The organism is Pseudomonas salicis (genome assembly GCF_057128705.1).
Map to the genome: position 1 here is coordinate 142,015 of NZ_JBSKHU010000004.1, position 15,856 is coordinate 157,870.

The 15,856-nt window shown below is 57.6% G+C and carries 18 protein-coding genes and 1 tRNA gene; 13 read left to right on the forward strand and 6 right to left on the reverse strand.

Translation table 11 applies throughout. The annotated features are described in order from the left end of the window. Position 1: 1 nt before the first annotated feature. The 5 genes from ACWKWE_RS15435 to ACWKWE_RS15455 all read left to right on the forward strand — a co-directional run bounded on the left by ACWKWE_RS15435 (position 2) and on the right by ACWKWE_RS15455 (position 3,673). Positions 2-628: a cytochrome o ubiquinol oxidase subunit III gene (locus ACWKWE_RS15435; RefSeq protein ID WP_166593689.1), complete on the forward strand. Its 627-nt coding sequence runs from the start codon at positions 2-4 to the stop codon at positions 626-628. Then, the gene (cyoD, locus tag ACWKWE_RS15440; RefSeq protein WP_166593688.1) at positions 629-961 is read left to right on the forward strand and encodes a cytochrome o ubiquinol oxidase subunit IV; all 333 of its coding nucleotides are present in this window, start codon (positions 629-631) and stop codon (positions 959-961) included. Between the two features lie 10 nt (positions 962-971). Next, positions 972-1,862 carry a heme o synthase gene (gene cyoE, locus ACWKWE_RS15445; RefSeq protein WP_166593687.1) on the forward strand — a complete coding sequence of 297 codons (891 nt, stop codon included), beginning with the start codon at positions 972-974 and terminating at the stop codon, positions 1,860-1,862. Between the two features lie 290 nt (positions 1,863-2,152). Next, positions 2,153-3,010 (forward strand): glycosyltransferase family 2 protein, encoded by an 858-nt coding sequence (locus ACWKWE_RS15450; protein WP_483851032.1) that lies wholly within the window; start codon positions 2,153-2,155, stop codon positions 3,008-3,010. A gap of 39 nt (positions 3,011-3,049) precedes the next feature. After that, complete coding sequence (locus tag ACWKWE_RS15455) at positions 3,050-3,673, forward strand: CatB-related O-acetyltransferase (RefSeq protein ID WP_483851033.1); 624 nt, start codon at positions 3,050-3,052, stop codon at positions 3,671-3,673. Positions 3,674-3,691: 18 nt separating this feature from the next. Here ACWKWE_RS15455 and ACWKWE_RS15460 read toward each other — a convergent pair whose 3' ends face one another. Together ACWKWE_RS15460 and ACWKWE_RS15465 are read right to left on the reverse strand one after the other, a co-directional pair. Next, a complete protein-coding gene (locus ACWKWE_RS15460; protein WP_483851034.1) occupies positions 3,692-4,684 on the reverse strand; it encodes an ATPase in 993 nt (330 codons plus the stop codon). Between the two features lie 90 nt (positions 4,685-4,774). Then, a complete protein-coding gene (locus ACWKWE_RS15465; protein WP_483851035.1) occupies positions 4,775-5,560 on the reverse strand; it encodes a transporter substrate-binding domain-containing protein in 786 nt (261 codons plus the stop codon). 151 nt (positions 5,561-5,711) lie between these two features. Between ACWKWE_RS15465 and ACWKWE_RS15470 the strand changes: the two genes are divergently transcribed. Next, positions 5,712-6,023, forward strand: coding sequence for an addiction module antidote protein (locus ACWKWE_RS15470; RefSeq protein ID WP_483851036.1), 312 nt, complete (start codon positions 5,712-5,714; stop codon positions 6,021-6,023). Positions 6,024-6,029: 6 nt separating this feature from the next. Here the strand turns inward: ACWKWE_RS15470 and ACWKWE_RS15475 are convergent, their stop codons facing one another. From ACWKWE_RS15475 to ACWKWE_RS15485, 3 genes are all read right to left on the reverse strand, one after another. Next, positions 6,030-6,620 (reverse strand): DedA family protein, encoded by a 591-nt coding sequence (locus tag ACWKWE_RS15475; RefSeq protein ID WP_483851329.1) that lies wholly within the window; start codon positions 6,618-6,620, stop codon positions 6,030-6,032. A 117-nt stretch (positions 6,621-6,737) separates the two neighbouring features. Then, on the reverse strand, positions 6,738-7,400 hold the full coding sequence (locus ACWKWE_RS15480) for a hypothetical protein (RefSeq protein ID WP_166593680.1): 663 nt from the start codon (positions 7,398-7,400) through the stop codon (positions 6,738-6,740). Positions 7,401-7,583: 183 nt separating this feature from the next. Then, positions 7,584-8,495 carry a LysR family transcriptional regulator gene (locus tag ACWKWE_RS15485; RefSeq protein WP_166593679.1) on the reverse strand — a complete coding sequence of 304 codons (912 nt, stop codon included), beginning with the start codon at positions 8,493-8,495 and terminating at the stop codon, positions 7,584-7,586. A 134-nt stretch (positions 8,496-8,629) separates the two neighbouring features. Between ACWKWE_RS15485 and ACWKWE_RS15490 the strand changes: the two genes are divergently transcribed. From ACWKWE_RS15490 to ACWKWE_RS15500, 3 genes are all read left to right on the forward strand, one after another. Then, the gene (locus ACWKWE_RS15490; protein WP_166593678.1) at positions 8,630-9,373 is read left to right on the forward strand and encodes an SDR family oxidoreductase; all 744 of its coding nucleotides are present in this window, start codon (positions 8,630-8,632) and stop codon (positions 9,371-9,373) included. Between the two features lie 376 nt (positions 9,374-9,749). Continuing rightward, entirely contained in the window at positions 9,750-10,592 is an 843-nt protein-coding gene (locus ACWKWE_RS15495) for an RNase A-like domain-containing protein (protein ID WP_483851037.1), read from the forward strand. A gap of 18 nt (positions 10,593-10,610) precedes the next feature. Beyond that, positions 10,611-10,988 carry a hypothetical protein gene (locus tag ACWKWE_RS15500; RefSeq protein ID WP_401141373.1) on the forward strand — a complete coding sequence of 126 codons (378 nt, stop codon included), beginning with the start codon at positions 10,611-10,613 and terminating at the stop codon, positions 10,986-10,988. A 149-nt stretch (positions 10,989-11,137) separates the two neighbouring features. Here the strand turns inward: ACWKWE_RS15500 and ACWKWE_RS15505 are convergent. Continuing rightward, positions 11,138-11,222, reverse strand: a tRNA-Leu gene (locus ACWKWE_RS15505). Between the two features lie 107 nt (positions 11,223-11,329). Between ACWKWE_RS15505 and queA the strand changes: the two genes are divergently transcribed. The 4 genes from queA to secD all read left to right on the forward strand — a co-directional run bounded on the left by queA (position 11,330) and on the right by secD (position 15,850). Then, positions 11,330-12,394: a tRNA preQ1(34) S-adenosylmethionine ribosyltransferase-isomerase QueA gene (gene queA, locus ACWKWE_RS15510; protein WP_483851038.1), complete on the forward strand. Its 1,065-nt coding sequence runs from the start codon at positions 11,330-11,332 to the stop codon at positions 12,392-12,394. Between the two features lie 14 nt (positions 12,395-12,408). Next, positions 12,409-13,524 carry a tRNA guanosine(34) transglycosylase Tgt gene (gene tgt / locus ACWKWE_RS15515; protein ID WP_166593815.1) on the forward strand — a complete coding sequence of 372 codons (1,116 nt, stop codon included), beginning with the start codon at positions 12,409-12,411 and terminating at the stop codon, positions 13,522-13,524. A gap of 56 nt (positions 13,525-13,580) precedes the next feature. Further along, positions 13,581-13,919, forward strand: coding sequence for a preprotein translocase subunit YajC (yajC, locus tag ACWKWE_RS15520; protein ID WP_166593672.1), 339 nt, complete (start codon positions 13,581-13,583; stop codon positions 13,917-13,919). A 62-nt stretch (positions 13,920-13,981) separates the two neighbouring features. Then, positions 13,982-15,850, forward strand: coding sequence for a protein translocase subunit SecD (gene secD, locus ACWKWE_RS15525; RefSeq protein ID WP_166593671.1), 1,869 nt, complete (start codon positions 13,982-13,984; stop codon positions 15,848-15,850). Positions 15,851-15,856: the final 6 nt, after the last annotated feature.

The following is a 15,856-nucleotide window of genomic DNA, read 5'->3' on the forward strand; positions in this document are numbered from 1 at the left end:
AATGTCGAACTTAGTATTTGAAGGGGCGAAAGGTCACGATCACGATCATGACCACGCCCATGATCATCACGATGCCGGCGAGATGAAGATCTACGGCTTCTGGATCTACCTGATGACCGACTGCATTCTGTTTGCGTCGATCTTCGCAATCTATGCAGTGCTGGTGAACAACGTTGCTGGCGGTCCTTCGGGCCACGACATCTTCGAACTGCCTTACGTGCTCGGCGAAACCGCCTGCCTGTTGCTCAGCTCGATCACCTACGGCTTCGCCATGCTGGCGATGCACAAAGGTAACAAGGCTGGCGTGCTGGGTTGGTTGTTCATCACCTTCCTGTTCGGTCTGGGCTTCATCGGCATGGAAGTCAATGAATTCCACATGCTGATCGAAGAAGGCTATGGCCCTAACCGCAGCGGTTTCCTGTCGGCGTTCTTCACGCTGGTGGGTACCCACGGTCTGCACGTGACCAGCGGTCTGATCTGGATGGCGATCATGATGTATCACGTCAGCAAGCACGGCCTGACGTCGACCAACCAGACTCGCCTCAGCATGCTCAGCCTGTTCTGGCACTTCCTGGACGTGGTCTGGATCTGTGTGTTCACCGTTGTCTATCTGATGGGGACCATCTAAATGGCTAATTCACATCATTCTCACGACGATGCGAGCCATGGCAGCTTCAAGTCGTACATGATCGGTTTCGTACTGTCGATCATCCTGACCGCGATTCCTTTCGGTCTGGTGATGTTCCCGACCATTTCGAAAGTCGCCACCCTGTGGGTCGTACTGATTTTCGCTGTCGTGCAGGTTCTGGTTCACCTGGTGTACTTCCTGCACTTGGACCGCTCTGCGGCGCAGCGCAACAGTGTGATCGCGTTTGCCTTCGCAACGTTGGTTATCTTGCTGTTGGTCGGTTTGAGTGTCTGGATCATGTTCAGCATTCACACCTTCATGATGGCGAAGTGAGGAAACCCTGATGTCACTGAAGCACTTTATCCAAATCACCAAACCGGGGATCATTTTCGGTAACGTGCTTTCGGTGGCTGGTGGCTTTTTCCTCGCATCCAAGGGGCATGTCGATTTCGGCTTGTTCCTTGTTGCAATGATTGGTACGTCGCTGGTCGTCGCATCCGGTTGTGTTTTCAACAACTGCATCGACCGCGACATCGACCTGAAGATGGAGCGCACCCGTAATCGTGTGCTGGTGCAGGGGCTGGTTTCGCTGAAGCTCGCTCTGGCCTATGCGACGGTGCTGGGTGTGGTGGGCGTTGGTCTGCTGTACTTCAAGGCCAACGCACTGGCCGCTCTGTTCGCCGTGATCGGTTTCGTGATTTATGTCGGCTTCTACAGCCTGTACCTGAAACGCAAATCCGTTCACGGCACCCTGGTCGGCAGCCTCTCCGGGGCAATGCCACCGGTCATTGGCTACGTCGCCGTGAGCAACAGCTTCGACCTCGCTGCGCTGACTTTGCTGGTCATGTTCAGCCTGTGGCAGATGCCTCATTCGTATGCGATCGCGATCTTCCGCTTCAACGACTACCTGGCTGCCTCGATTCCGGTTCTGCCGGTCAAGCGCGGCATCCGGGTGGCCAAGCGGCATATTCTGATCTACATCCTGGCCTTCTTGTTGGCGACCTTGATGTTGACCTTCGGCGGTTACGCCGGGCTCAATTACCTGGCCGTCGCGGCCGCCATGGGCATGTACTGGTTGTACATGGCCTGGACAGGTTACAAGGCCAAGGATGACACCGTTTGGGCACGCAAGCTGTTCGTGTTCTCCATCTTCACGATCACTGCTCTGAGCGTGGCCATGTCGCTGGATTTTCAGGTAACTAAGGAATTGCTGATTACGTACGCAGCTCCTTAGCCGCCCGACCGCAGTTATGAAAGACCCCGTGCTTCGCGAGAACCACGGGGTTTTTTATTGGGCGATCAAAGGCAGCTGTCAGGGATTCATTACCGACTAAGGTAGGATCAATCCGATTTTTTGCGTAGGCAGAGGCTATTCAGCCATGACAAAAGCCTTCGCTTTGCCGCATCATGTGTCTGTTTTGTACAAGGATCGTAGCGAAATGCCTTCGATCCAGTCGTAGAGACACAACAAACAGACTTATGACTGACCAAATCACTCCAGAAATCCGGCCCAAGAATGACTCGATGCCCCTGGTATCGATCATTGCGCCCTGCTACAACGCAGAAAGGTATCTGGACGCCGCCATCGCCAGCATCTTCGCTCAGGATTATCAGAACTTCGAAGTCATCATCGTCGATGACGGTTCGAGCGATAACAGCGTTGCCATGTTGCAGGCGCTGCAAGCCCGATATGATTTCCAGCTCTACTCTCAGGCCAATCAGGGCGTCAGCGCTGCTTTGAATCACGGCCTCAGCCACGCCCGTGGCGAATACGTGTGCACGCCGGACCTCGATGACATCATGTTGCCGTCGTCTGTGCGGTTGCGCGCCGACTACTTGAATCAGCACCCGGAAGTCGGTTGTGTGGGCGCGCTGATCATCTACATGGATTCGGACGGCAACGACACCAAGACGCAAAAGCTGTCGGGCATCAAGAAACTCAGCTTCGATGAAATCCTTGGCGACGCGGTCGTGGTGGGCGCCCCCGTGTCGCTGTACCGCATGGACGCCCTCCGGGCCGTGGATTTCTATGACCCCGAGATTCGGGTCCAGGATTTCCAGATGACCCTCAGAATCGCCAGCAAGGGCTATGAAGTTCATGTGCTACCGGTCAGTGTCACGCGCTATCGTCGTCACCCTAATAACCTGTCGCGCCGCTACAAGGTGCTGCTTGACGCCGACATGCGCACCATTGCTCCGTATCGCACTCACCCCGCTTACAACCGGGGCCTGACCGCGATCATCAACAAGGCGTTGAAATATGCAGTGGTCAGCGACAAGAAGTACGCGTGGACCCTGTTGCGCTCAATTCCCTTCCGGCAATTCAACAAGACCACTTTTCGCCGCTTCAAGCGCCTGTTGCTGCACCGCCAGAGCAGCTGATCCTTTTCCCGCGTGCCTGCTCTCGTTCACGGACCCCGCATGAAATTCCTCGAACTGCTCAAGACCCGTAAAACCAGGAAGCACCTGCGCAGCCTGGACAAACTCGAACGTGCCGCTGAAAAAATCCGACTGCATTACCCGAAGTACGTGGTGGGCACGGGAACGTACGGTATTCCGGAAGTGTTCGAGTTCGGTGACGACACGATCCTGCGCATTGGCTCGTACAGCTCGATTGCGGCAGGGGTGAAGATTCTCCTGGGCGGCGAGCATCGCACCGATTGGCTGACCACCTATCCATTCCCGGCCATGATGAGCGGTCTGGAAGACATCAAGGAGTACGCGCCCAGCAAAGGCGACGTGGTCATCGGCAGTGACTGCTGGATCTGCGCGGGGGCGACCATTCTCTCGGGCGTCACCATTGGTCACGGCGCCATCGTCGCAGCTGGCGCGGTGGTTGCGCGAGACGTGCCGCCCTTCGCGGTGGTCGGGGGCAACCCATGCAAGTTCATCCGTTGGCGTTTTGAAGAAGGCGTTCGTGACCAACTTTTGCAAGCCGCGTGGTGGGATTGGCCGATGGAGGAAGTGAAGTCCGTCGCCCGGACGCTGTCCGGTTCTGACCTGGACGCATTCCTGGATTACATCAGCACCCGCGGCCCCGCCTGATCTGCGAGCGCCGACACGTCATGCCGGTGCGGGAGGCGTGCGCTCGTCGCCATTGGCCGCTTTCGCAGGACCCAACACGATCGCAAGGTGCCGCAAGTCGTCGATCTCCACGCTGACGCTTTTGCCAGAAGGGCTGGCAGCCAAAGTGCCCAACGCGAACACCGTGAAAAATCGCACCTCCTCAGCGTGGCTCAGCAACTCGCTGATGTAACGGCTGGATCGATACGCCTGCATCTGCGCAGGCGACACGTACAGCGTGACGAGCTTGCCCTGTAGCCGGTCAAAGAATTTGAACTTGAACCCTGTCCCGTAGCGCTCAACCAGGCCGCCCCCATACAACACCCGTCGCTCGTCGCCCAGTTGTGCGAACTTGATGTGGCGGAAATACGAGCGCAACGATACCTCGCCCTGACCAGGGATACGCAGGGTCAGCAAAGCGAACTCTTCTTTAGTGAGCTGCGCCTGAGCCTGGCGGAAACTGTCCACCAGACGCTCCAGATTGTTGGTGCGGGTTTCCGTCGGCGGTTTGCTTTTCGGCGTGTTGGACACAGGCGTGAGATCAGCAGGGTTTTCTTCCAGAGCCTTGTCAGGCTTGGCAGTCACTGCCTCAGACTTTGCCCGCTCCTTGAATGCGGGATCGAACACATCGATGTAGTCGTCCAGCTTACGCTTGACCTTGCGCAGGGCCGTTTCCGACTCCGTTTCGGAGGCCTCGGGTTTATCGTCGCCGGTATCGGCCTCGTCCACCCATTCGCAATCGACGTGATGCTCGTAGTTGGGATTGGCCCTGAAATGCGCGGCGACGAACGTAGGATTTTCTTGGGGTTTCACGTCATACCGCACCCCGGTGATCTTCACGCCCTGTGCGCGGCAGGCTTCGGACGAGCACAGGAAATTGAAGCGCGCCCGCGGCGGTTCCTGAGAAAAATACTCGCGTCGCGCCGCCACGATGGACAGCTCCTGCTGCAACTCGACGCAAAACGCGCGGGTAATGCTCTTGCTGGGCTTCATGAATGCGGCTGGGTCCTTCGCCGAAATGGGTTCCGGCATGATGCTGAATCGCTAGAGGGTGAGCAATTGGAAAGTGTGCGTCTTTGGCGCCTATGGCGCAGGCACCGCCAGCCATTGCGCCACGACGTTCTGGTAGATGCCGGTTGCCTTGGCCAGATGCAGCCACTGATCGACGTAGGCTTTCCAACTGACGTCATCGCGCGGCAACAGATACGCCTTCTCGCCGTATTGCATGTAGCGCGACGGATTGACCGTGCACAGCCCCGGCAGGCGCTTCTGCTGGTACAGCGCCTCGGACGCGTCGGTGATCATCACGTCGGCCTTGCCGTCGAGCAACTGCTGGAAGATGGTCTTGTTATCGTGGAACGCCAGCGCGGCCTTGGGCAAAAACGCGTGGGCGAACGCCTCGTTGGTCCCGCCTTGAGGCTCGATCAAACGTACGTGGGGTTGATTGATCTGATCGAGCGTCTGGTACTTCGCCTCGTCCTCGCAACGTACCAGCGGCACCTTGCCATCCACGTCCAGCGTGTCGCTGAAAAACGCCTTCTTCTGCCGCTCCAGCGTCACCGAAATGCCGCCTACTGCCACGTCGCACTTGCCTGCTGTGAAGTCCGTCATCAGCGTTTTCCAGGTCGTCGGCACCCACTGCACCTTCACGCCCAGACTTTGCGCGAGCGACTGGACCAATTCGATGTCGATGCCTTCGTATTGCCCGTCGGCGTTGAGAAACGTGTAAGGCTTGTAATCCCCGGTGGTGCAGACCGCCAGCTCGCCTTTCTGCTGAATCGCGTCCAGATGCGGTGCCTGCTCGGCGGCGTGGGCCTGAGCGGCGACGAGCAGAGTGATCAACAGGGTGGCGGTGGTGCGTTTGTTCATTGTGATTTCCCTTTATTATGACTGGCCTCGCTGACGTTATAGAGACCGATAGCGTTCGAGGAAAGTGGTGAGGCAATAGATATGCAGTGCTTGCGCACAGCGCGTCGCCGGCAGGATTGCGCTTTGTCTTCGTTCGGAAAGGGGCTAGAACATGAGTAATGAATTGATCCCGTTCGACGTCGCTTCGTTTCTGGACTCTGATGAGGCCATCAGCGAATACCTGACTCAGGTACTGTCGGACGGAGACTGCGATGAGTTCGTCAGAGCGGTGGGTTACGTCGCCAAGGCTCGGGGCATGTCTCATATCGCAGAGGCGTCTGGTTTGGGGCGTGCGAGCTTGTATAAAGCGCTGGCACCCGGTGCCAAGCCACGTTTCGATACTGTCGTCAGGGTCATGCATGCGCTGGGAGTTGAACTCCACGCGAAAGTCGCAGGCACAGTTACGGCAGCCTCCCGAGTGTGATGGTCATCACTTCGGTGATGACCGCCCCACCCGAACCTTCGCCCGATGATGCCGATACCACGCCACGCCCGCCGCAAGCACGACGACGCCAGCGAAGATCGGCAGGCGATAGGGCTTCAGGTTGCCGAGCAGGTTCTCCAGCGCTTCGCCCGCCCAGTATCCGCCCATCACGAACAGTGTCGCCCAGACCGCAGCGCCGAGCAGGTTGACGAGCGAAAAGCGGATCGGTGACAGGCGGCTTGCACCAATCACCAGCGGTCCGACAAGGCGCATGCCGTAGAGAAAGCGCACCGAGAAGATCGACGCCGTGGGGTAGCGCTCGATCAGTCCTGACACGCGGTCGATGGTCGCTTGCTGTCGATGCAGCTTGGGCAAAATTCGGGGCCCGAAATATCGCCCGGTCCAGAACAGAATCTGGTCACCCAACATGCCCCCCAACGTGGCGACAGCGATCACATCGAGCAGTCGCAGTGACGTCTGGTGCGCCGCGAGCCCGCCGAGAATCAGGATGGTTTCGCCTTCCAGCAGACAGCCGATAAACACTGCCCAATAGCCGTAATTGACCAGCAGATAATTGATGTCGATGTGTTCGAACATAGGAAACAGCGGCCCCAATACAAAAAACTTGCCGCAGGAGCATCCGGCGGAAGGCATGCCGTTCGACCCAAGCGAGAGGCCAACAGTTCTATCATCTTTGCAAGCGAACGGTGGGGGTCATTCGCTGAACTCGGCCTCCAGTGCAGCAAGGTCTTTTTCGATGACCTTCATCAACATTTCCCATTCTGCCTGGGTGCGCTTCAACGCTTCGCCTTCACGCGAGTACAGGAAATCGATGATATTCGCGGCCTCCTTGGTGCGGGTGGTCGGGCGAAAAGCATCCATGCTCAACACCCGCGCCAGCATGTCCAGCTCCGTCGCATGATTGACCCATTGCCAGTTGTCCTTGATCACCACCTTGTCGATGAGAATGCACTGCTTCTTGAAGCTGCGCAGGCTGGCGCCAAACGGACTCGCGGCTAACAGCGACGTGATCCGCGAGCCTTCGCTGTTGGCCTTGTCCACCGCATTTGGTCCGAAGAACCATTCGTTGAAACTCAGCTCAATCTCACGAAACGCCACGTTCGCGTCCCAGATGATCCCCAGGGCCTTATTGTGGATGATCTCGTTTTTCCACGCCCGATAGGCCTTGAACGCCAGGCCCACCAGGCCGATGGCGGCCAGCGCTTGCACCAGCGCGGAACAGGAGTTGATGACGTCGTAGGCGCGGGCCGATCCGGACACACCGGCCCCGGTATAGGACTCGTAGAAGACAGCGCCGGTCATCGCTGCCAGCGCAAACAACGCGCAGTAAAACCCGAATGCATAGGGATCTTTCATTGTTATTTTTATCCGATCAGCGAGGGTTGAGCGTACGGCCAATTCGCTTTGGATCAGTCACTGGTAAGGCTAGTTGAGAACTGGGGATTTGTGGAGAAATGGCGCAGGGAACGGACCGGTCGAAGGGCCATCGCAGCTAAGTGTTCTGATGGCCTACGGATCAGCGTTGTCGCCCGCCCAGCTTCATCCTTGGGGAAACATTGCGGGATCGGAAAGGCATTTCATCAGATGGTCGTAAACCCATCTGACACGCGGAGGAACGGGCCCTGACTGAGTCCGGTAAATCATCAGATCAATCGGCGGCGGCGCAATTTCACTCAGCACTTCTACCAGCCGTCCCTCAGCCAGCCATGGCTCGGCGAGGTAATGCGGCATCTGCGCATACGCCAGGCCTGCGAGAACAAATTCCAACTCAGTTTCCGGATCGTCGCAGCTGAACGCGGGAGAGGGCGCCAGATAGGTTTGCCCGGAGGCAAAAAACCACGGCCAGGGCCTGCCGTTCTTACGATCAATCAACATGGACAGCGGCATGGATTTCAGTGCTTCGAGGCTGGAAGGCGCGCCCGTTTCGGCGATCAGCGTCGGTGCAGCCACGACCTTCAACGGTACTTCGCCTACTGAGCGGGCAATGTAGCGTCGGTCTTTGACGGTCCCCACTCGAATGCCAATATCGATCTGCGCGGCCACCGCATCGGTCAACTCGTCGTCCAGGCTCAGGTCGATCTGCAATCCCGGATTTTCCTGCATCAACGGTTTGAGAAAGCCCGGCAGGTACAGCTTGCCGACGGCATGGGGCGCGGTAATGCCGACCCTCCCGGTGACGGTGGTTTGCTCTGCTTTCGAGTGAGAGACGAACAGGTTGTCGAACTGAGTCAGTGTCTCCCGCGCTTGCTGCGCGATCTGGGCGCCGAATGCCGTGACATGGGCTTGCCGCGTGCTGCGGTGAAACAGGGGCTCGGCGAACATCCGCTCCAACTCTTTCACCGCCCGAGTGACCTTCTGCGGCGACGTGCCCAGCCGCTGCGCCGCTTCCCGAAAAGTCGGCGATTCAACGGCCACCAGAAAGACGCGAAGCATTTCCATGCGATTGAGCATTGGTCGACCCTTTCAAAAGAGCGTTCCAGATAGTGGAATTCTCAAAGCCAAACTCTTCCATTTTATGAATTGGAAAGCCACTGCAAACTTGCCCTCAATCACTACCAACCCACAGCAAGTGCAGGAGAAACGTTATGAGCAATGGCATCCAGGGCAAAGTCGTCGTCATCACCGGCGCAAGCAGCGGGCTGGGCGAATCCACCGCCCGCCACCTGGCCAAACTCGGCGCCAAAGTCGTTCTGGGCGCGCGTCGCCAGGAACGGATGGACGTCATCGTCCAAGAGATCAAAGCCGCAGGCGGCGAGGCATCGGCCTACACCGTCGACGTCACCCGTCGCCAAGACCTCGAAGCCCTCGTCGCCCACGCGGTTCAGGATTTCGGCAAAATCGACGTCATCGTCAACAACGCAGGCTTCATGGCCATCGCTCCCATCTCGGAACTGCGCGTTGACGAATGGGACCGCATGATCGACATCAACGTCAAAGGCGTCCTCTACGGCATCGCCGCGGCGCTGCCCAAGTTCGAAGCCCAAGGCTTTGGCCACTTCATCAACATCTCGTCCGTCGCAGGTATCAAAGTGTTCAGCCCGGGCGGCTCGGTCTACAGCGGCACCAAATACGCCGTCCGCGCCATCTCCGATGGCCTGCGCCACGAAGTCGGCGGCAAGATCCGCACCACCACCATCGAACCGGGTGCCGTGGATTCCGAGTTGAAACTGGGCAGCGGCCACCAGCCAAGCGCTGACGTCGTGAACGAGTTCTACAAAATGGCGATTCCCGCTGAATCCGTGGCGCGGGCGATTGCCTTCGCGATTGAACAGCCGGGGGATGTGGACATTAACGAAATTGTGCTGCGGCCGACTGCGCAGGATTTCTAAGTTGATGGAGAGGGTTGCGACGGAGTGCTTGCCGCCGCGATTCCTCAATCATCTGCGACTCCCGAAATAGTCAGACGTGTGAATAACCCCTGTGGGAGCGAATTCATTCGCGAAAGGTTCGTACAGCCGACATATCTTGTTCGTCTGTTCAGTCTTTTCGCGAATGAATTCGCTCCCACAGTTCGTTCAAAGCAACGGATGCCAGGGCTTTATGTAGGAGTAATCGCGAAAGATAGGTAGGAATTGGATGAAAAGCTGATCTGCAATACGTTCTCGCTTGTTATGAAAGATGCGCCTCGCTAGCTTCCCCTGGGTTTAACCTCTCGCGACTCCGTATCTATACCCGGAGGGCGCTGCAGTTCACAGGGAAAGCGTTATGCCTGATCAGGAAGAATTCCGCGTTGTTCTGAGTTATGCCCAAATGGCGGCCATTCTGGAACATGAGTCTCTCTCCGAAACCGAAATCAGGTCCAATCGAATAATTGGAAGCCTGCGACTGGTCGGTGGCATCGTCGAGTTGGCGGGAGCGGGAGTGCTCTGTAAAGCGCCGGAGCCGTTTTTTACCAAAATAGGCTGTGTCGCTGTAGGCCTGCACGGTTCAGATCAGGCATCGGCGGGTATGCATCAACTCGTCACGGGAAGGGCCACCGATTCCTATGCTTTCAAGATCGGTGCATCTGCGGCCGGGGGGATGGGCGCGTCACCGACCACTGCCCGACTCGTTGGTTTGGCGACGGAGTTTGCTGTGCCCCTCTCGACGGCTTCGCTCTATAACGCGTTCAGGGTGTCCTCTGTGCGTGCGGGGAAAATGACGATTGTCGTGAGCGAGAGGTTTCCAAATACCCCAAGGCAAAGTTTAGGCGGGCATACAAAGGCGCGTCATATAGGCAAAGATGTAGAAGCTCTTCAGAAAAGATTGAAGCGGATGCAAAACGCAAATGTCATGTCTACGTTTAGCAGTTTGGAAAAAGCTGAATGGGCGGTGAGTAAGGCACTGCAGATGCACAGGTACAAAATTCTGGGCTACTCGAAGCTAAGGTTTTTGCGAAAAAATAACCGCTTGACGTTAAAGATGAGTTTTATAGAAGACGTGGGATGGGGGATTACACGCACATCGGCGGATACCCCGGTCGGGATGAAAATTATCGTGATCGTGGTGGAGTTTACGGAATTCAACCACATGCCAGCTTTTATCGTGACGGCTTACCCGGTGCTCTGAGGCTCTATGCGCGGATATATGCAGCTTGTTGATTTTATGCGAGAGCTGAGTGATGGTATTCAGGAGTATTTACCTGAAGGTCAACGCACTGCCATTCTGAGTCTTGATGAAATCGTTGATTGTTGGATGGAGAAAAAGTCGTATCTGGCGATCCGCTCGCTTGAGAAGGATATCGTCTCTTTTATCGAAAAAGACGAGGCTGGCGACGGTTCGGTTTATGAAATTCTCTCTTGGTACGACTTGCTTTTCGCAATCGAACGGTTTGATTGCGAGGAGTCTGAGCTGTTGCGGACTGTGCAGGCGATGATCAGAAAGCGCGCATCTGAGGAAGGTCGTTCTGTTAAAGATGACGTGTGTCGTTGGATAAAACGAAAAGCTCAGACTACAAGAAGGTGAACATCGCGCGACGGTCGGGTTGAGTGGGGCCAGGCAAACGTCCAGCCAACCTGCTCCTGATCGATTTTTATTCACAAAAAAACCGGCTCAAACATGGCCGGTTTTCTTTTTCCCTTCAAGTCACGCAACCCCTTGAAGGTCCTACTGTTTGGTGCCCCGAGGGAGACTCGAACTCCCACTCCTTTCGAAAACGGATTTTGAATCCGCCGCGTCTACCAATTCCGCCATCAGGGCTTGTGGCGGCGCAGTATAGAGAGGTGCCTACCGTTGGTCAATCATGTTTCATGGTCAATTTTCAGGTTTTCGGCTAAACTTCCCGGCCCTGCTAGACGAACCCCATCATGCGTGTCGCCGACTTTACCTTCGAACTCCCGGATTCATTGATCGCCCGCCATCCGCTGGCCGAGCGTCGTGGCAGCCGTTTGCTGACCCTCGACGGCCCCAGTGGTGCGCTGGCTCACCGCCAATTCACTGATTTGCTGGAGCATTTGCGTCCTGGCGATCTGATGGTTTTCAACAACACCCGGGTCATTCCCGCGCGTTTGTTCGGGCAGAAGGCGTCGGGCGGCAAGCTCGAAATTCTGGTCGAGCGGGTGCTGGATCAGCATCGCGTGCTGGCCCATGTGCGGTCGAGCAAGTCGCCGAAGGCGGGTTCGTCGATCCTGATCGATGGGGGTGGCGAGGCCGAGATGGTGGCGCGTCATGATGCGTTGTTCGAGCTGCGGTTTGCCGAACCCGTGCTGCCGCTGCTGGAGCGCGTCGGGCACATGCCGTTGCCTCCTTATATAGACCGGCCGGACGAAGACGCTGACCGCGAGCGGTACCAGACCGTGTACGCGCAGCGTGCCGGTGCTGTGGCGGCGCCGACGGCGGGGCTGCATTTCGATCAGACGATGATGGACGCGATTGCCGAGAAGGGCGTTGAGACGGCGTTCGTCACGTTGCACGTGGGGGCGGGGACCTTTCAGCCGGTGCGCGTGGAGCGGATCGAAGATCACCACATGCACCACGAATGGCTGGAGGTCACGCAGGACGTGGTCGACGCCGTTGCGGCGTGCCGTGCACGGGGCGGCCGGGTGATCGCCGTCGGTACGACCAGCGTGCGTTCGCTGGAAAGCGCGGCCCGGGACGGCGTGCTCAAGCCGTTCAGCGGCGACACCGACATCTTCATTTATCCAGGCCGACCGTTTCACGTGGTCGATGCACTGGTCACCAATTTCCATTTGCCTGAATCCACGCTGCTGATGCTGGTTTCGGCCTTCGCTGGTTACCCGGAAACCATGGCGGCCTATGCGGCGGCTGTGGAAAACGGCTACCGCTTCTTCAGTTACGGGGATGCCATGTTCATCACCCGCAATCCCGCGCCGACGGCTCCCAAGGAATCGGCCCCAGAGGATCAAGCATGAGTCGCACCTGTCGTATGTCTTTCGAGCTGTTGGCCACCGATGGCAAGGCTCGTCGTGGTCGCCTGACCTTTCCCCGTGGCGTGGTCGAGACCCCGGCGTTCATGCCAGTCGGTACCTATGGCACGGTCAAGGGCATGCTGCCGCGTGATATCGAAGCCACGGGTGCGCAGATCATCCTCGGCAATACGTTCCATTTGTGGCTGCGTCCTGGCACAGAAGTGATCAAGGGCCACGGCGACCTGCACGACTTCATGCAATGGAAAGGCCCGATTCTGACCGACTCCGGTGGTTTTCAGGTGTTCAGCCTCGGCGCCATGCGCAAGATCAAGGAAGAGGGCGTGACCTTCGCCTCTCCTGTGGATGGCGCAAAAGTGTTCATGGGTCCGGAAGAGTCGATGCAGGTCCAGCGCGATCTGGGCTCTGACATCGTGATGATTTTCGACGAGTGCACCCCGTACCCGGCGGATGAAGACGTCGCGCGTACCTCGATGGAACTGTCCCTGCGTTGGGCCAAGCGGTCCAAGATCGCTCATGGCGAAAACACCGCAGCGCTGTTCGGCATCGTTCAGGGCGGCATGCATGAAAACCTGCGCATGCGCTCCCTTGAAGGTCTGAACGAGCTCGATTTCGACGGCCTGGCCATCGGCGGTCTGTCGGTGGGTGAGCCCAAGCACGAGATGATCAAGGTGCTGGACTATCTCCCAGGCCGCATGCCGGCTGAAAAACCTCGTTACCTTATGGGTGTAGGCAAGCCGGAAGACCTGGTTGAAGGTGTGCGGCGCGGAGTCGACATGTTCGACTGCGTCATGCCGACGCGCAATGCTCGCAACGGTCATCTGTTCATCGACACCGGTGTGCTGAAGATTCGTAACGCGTTTCATCGCCATGATGATTCGCCGCTGGATCCGACCTGTGACTGCTACACCTGCAAGAACTTCTCTCGCGCTTATCTGCATCACCTGGACAAGTGCGGCGAAATGCTGGGGAGCATGCTCAATACGATCCACAATTTGCGGCATTACCAGCTGCTGATGGCTGGTTTGCGCGAGGCTATTCAACAAGGTACATTGGCCGCCTTTGTCGACACGTTCTATGCCAAACGCGGGCTTGCGACGCCGCCGCTGGATTGAAATGACAGCCGGTCTTACCGCTTCCTATTATTAAAAATATGCAACTGGAGTGTTTAATGAGCTTTTTCATTTCCAACGCCATGGCTGACGCGGGCGCACCTGCTGCCGCCGGTCCTGCGGGTTCGGGCTTTGAGTGGATCTTCCTGGTCGGCTTTCTGGTCATCTTCTACCTGATGATCTGGCGTCCACAGGCTAAGCGCGCAAAAGAACAGAAGAATCTGCTGGGCAACTTGCAGAAGGGCGATGAAGTCGTCACTTCCGGTGGTATCGCGGGCAAGATCAACAAAGTGACCGATGACTTCGTTGTCCTTGAAGTGTCCGACACCGTAGAACTGAAGTTCCAGAAGGGCGCCATCGCTGCCACCCTGCCTAAGGGCACCTTGAAAGCCCTCTGATTCCAGTCTTTTACCAATCGACGGGGCGCGCAAGGCGCCCCGCGTTATAAGCAGGCGGCGTGATGTTGAACAAATACCCTCTGTGGAAATACATCCTGATCCTGGCAGTGCTCACGATCGGCTTTATTTATTCCGCACCCAATCTCTACCCTGATGACCCGGCTATTCAGGTCAGCGGCGCAAGCACTGCGTTGCAGGTCAATCAGGCTGATCTGGATCGCGTAAGCAAGGCGCTTACCGATGCTGGCATCGCGGTCAAGGGCGCGTCTCTTGCCGAGAATGGCAAGGGCGGTTTGTTGCGTCTGACCAAGCAGGAAGACCAGCTGCCCGCCAAGGATGTCGCGCGCAAGGCGTTGGGTGACGACTACGTCGTTGCGTTGAACCTGGCTCAGACCACGCCGAAGTGGCTGCGCAACATTGGCGCCACCCCGATGAAACTGGGTCTCGACCTGTCCGGCGGCGTGCACTTCCTGCTCGAAGTCGACATGGACAAGGCCCTGAGCGCCCGTCTGAACGTCTACGAAGGCGAAGTGAAGAGCCTGCTGCGCAAGGAAAAACTGCGCTATCGCAGCCTGCCGCAGGATGGCAACGCCATTCAACTTGGCTTCAGTGACACCGATTCCCGCGAACAGGCCCGTGCCCTGATCCGCAAGGATTACAGCGATTTCGACATCACCACGACTGATCGTGGCGAAATGCCGATCCTGCGTCTGGCCATGACCCAGGCCAAGGTCGCCGAGATCCGCGAATACTCCATCAAGCAGAACTTGACCACGGTACGTAACCGCGTCAACGAGCTGGGTGTGGCTGAGCCACTGGTTCAGCGTCAGGGTGCCAACCGCATCGTGGTCGAGCTGCCAGGCGTGCAGGACACCGCCGAAGCCAAACGTATTCTCGGCAAGACCGCCAACCTTGAGTTCCGTCTGGGCGCAGGCCCGGATGACACCAAGGCCACCACCGAAATGTTCGAATTCCGCGAGGGCGGTCGTCCGGCTGCTCCGGTTGAGCGTGGCCTGATCATCACCGGTGACCAGGTGACCGACGCCAAGGCGGGCTTCGATGAACACGGTCGTCCGCAAGTGAATATCAAGCTGGACGGTCACGGTGGCGATCTGATGAGCCGCGCGACCCGCGCCAACGTCGGTCGCAGCATGGCGGTGATCTTCATCGAACAGCGTCCGCAGACCACCTACACCAAACAGGTTGTGGACGGCGTCGAGAAAGACGTGCCGGTTCAGACCTTCAAGGAAGACAAGAAGATCATCAGCCTGGCGACCATCCAGTCGCCGTTGGGCAGCCAGTTCCGCATCACCGGCCTGAACGGCCAGGGTGAGTCGTCCGAACTCGCGCTGCTGCTGCGTGCCGGTGGTCTGGCTGCACCGATGTACTTCGCTGAAGAGCGCACAATCGGTCCGAGCCTGGGTGCTGACAACATCACCAAAGGTATCGACGCTTCCCTGTGGGGCATGCTATTCGTTTCGCTGTTCATCATCGCCATCTACCGTTTCTTCGGCCTGATCGCGACCGTTGCACTGGCCTTCAACATGGTCATGCTGCTGGCATTGATGTCGCTGCTGGGTGCAACGCTGACCCTGCCAGGCATCGCCGGTATCGTGTTGACCATGGGTATGGCGGTGGACGCCAACGTGCTGATCTTTTCGCGGATTCGCGAGGAACTGGCCAACGGCATGAGCGTGCAGCGTGCGATCAACGAAGGTTTCGACCGCGCCTACACCGCGATTCTTGACGCCAACCTGACATCGCTCCTCGTCGGCGGCATCCTGTATGCCATGGGCACAGGGCCGGTCAAAGGTTTCGCCGTGACCATGTCCCTCGGGATCTTTACCTCGATGTTCACTGCCATCATGGTGACCCGCGCAATGGTCAACCTGATTTATGGCGGCCGTGACGTCAAGAAGCTGTGGATTTAAGGGGCT

What these genes read in the sequence shown, in the direction of transcription:
- ACWKWE_RS15435 (WP_166593689.1), top strand. Translation starts at nt 2, where the DNA reads ATGTCGAACTTAGTATTTGAAGGGGCGAAAGGTCACGATCACGATCAT.
- cyoD (WP_166593688.1), top strand. Translation starts at nt 629, where the DNA reads ATGGCTAATTCACATCATTCTCACGACGATGCGAGCCATGGCAGCTTC.
- cyoE (WP_166593687.1), top strand. Translation starts at nt 972, where the DNA reads ATGTCACTGAAGCACTTTATCCAAATCACCAAACCGGGGATCATTTTC.
- ACWKWE_RS15450 (WP_483851032.1), top strand. Translation starts at nt 2,153, where the DNA reads ATGCCCCTGGTATCGATCATTGCGCCCTGCTACAACGCAGAAAGGTAT.
- ACWKWE_RS15455 (WP_483851033.1), top strand. Translation starts at nt 3,050, where the DNA reads ATGAAATTCCTCGAACTGCTCAAGACCCGTAAAACCAGGAAGCACCTG.
- ACWKWE_RS15460 (WP_483851034.1), bottom strand. Translation starts at nt 4,684, where the DNA reads ATGAAGCCCAGCAAGAGCATTACCCGCGCGTTTTGCGTCGAGTTGCAG.
- ACWKWE_RS15465 (WP_483851035.1), bottom strand. Translation starts at nt 5,560, where the DNA reads ATGAACAAACGCACCACCGCCACCCTGTTGATCACTCTGCTCGTCGCC.
- ACWKWE_RS15470 (WP_483851036.1), top strand. Translation starts at nt 5,712, where the DNA reads ATGAGTAATGAATTGATCCCGTTCGACGTCGCTTCGTTTCTGGACTCT.
- ACWKWE_RS15475 (WP_483851329.1), bottom strand. Translation starts at nt 6,620, where the DNA reads ATGTTCGAACACATCGACATCAATTATCTGCTGGTCAATTACGGCTAT.
- ACWKWE_RS15480 (WP_166593680.1), bottom strand. Translation starts at nt 7,400, where the DNA reads ATGAAAGATCCCTATGCATTCGGGTTTTACTGCGCGTTGTTTGCGCTG.
- ACWKWE_RS15485 (WP_166593679.1), bottom strand. Translation starts at nt 8,495, where the DNA reads ATGCTCAATCGCATGGAAATGCTTCGCGTCTTTCTGGTGGCCGTTGAA.
- ACWKWE_RS15490 (WP_166593678.1), top strand. Translation starts at nt 8,630, where the DNA reads ATGAGCAATGGCATCCAGGGCAAAGTCGTCGTCATCACCGGCGCAAGC.
- ACWKWE_RS15495 (WP_483851037.1), top strand. Translation starts at nt 9,750, where the DNA reads ATGCCTGATCAGGAAGAATTCCGCGTTGTTCTGAGTTATGCCCAAATG.
- ACWKWE_RS15500 (WP_401141373.1), top strand. Translation starts at nt 10,611, where the DNA reads ATGCAGCTTGTTGATTTTATGCGAGAGCTGAGTGATGGTATTCAGGAG.
- queA (WP_483851038.1), top strand. Translation starts at nt 11,330, where the DNA reads ATGCGTGTCGCCGACTTTACCTTCGAACTCCCGGATTCATTGATCGCC.
- tgt (WP_166593815.1), top strand. Translation starts at nt 12,409, where the DNA reads ATGTCTTTCGAGCTGTTGGCCACCGATGGCAAGGCTCGTCGTGGTCGC.
- yajC (WP_166593672.1), top strand. Translation starts at nt 13,581, where the DNA reads ATGAGCTTTTTCATTTCCAACGCCATGGCTGACGCGGGCGCACCTGCT.
- secD (WP_166593671.1), top strand. Translation starts at nt 13,982, where the DNA reads ATGTTGAACAAATACCCTCTGTGGAAATACATCCTGATCCTGGCAGTG.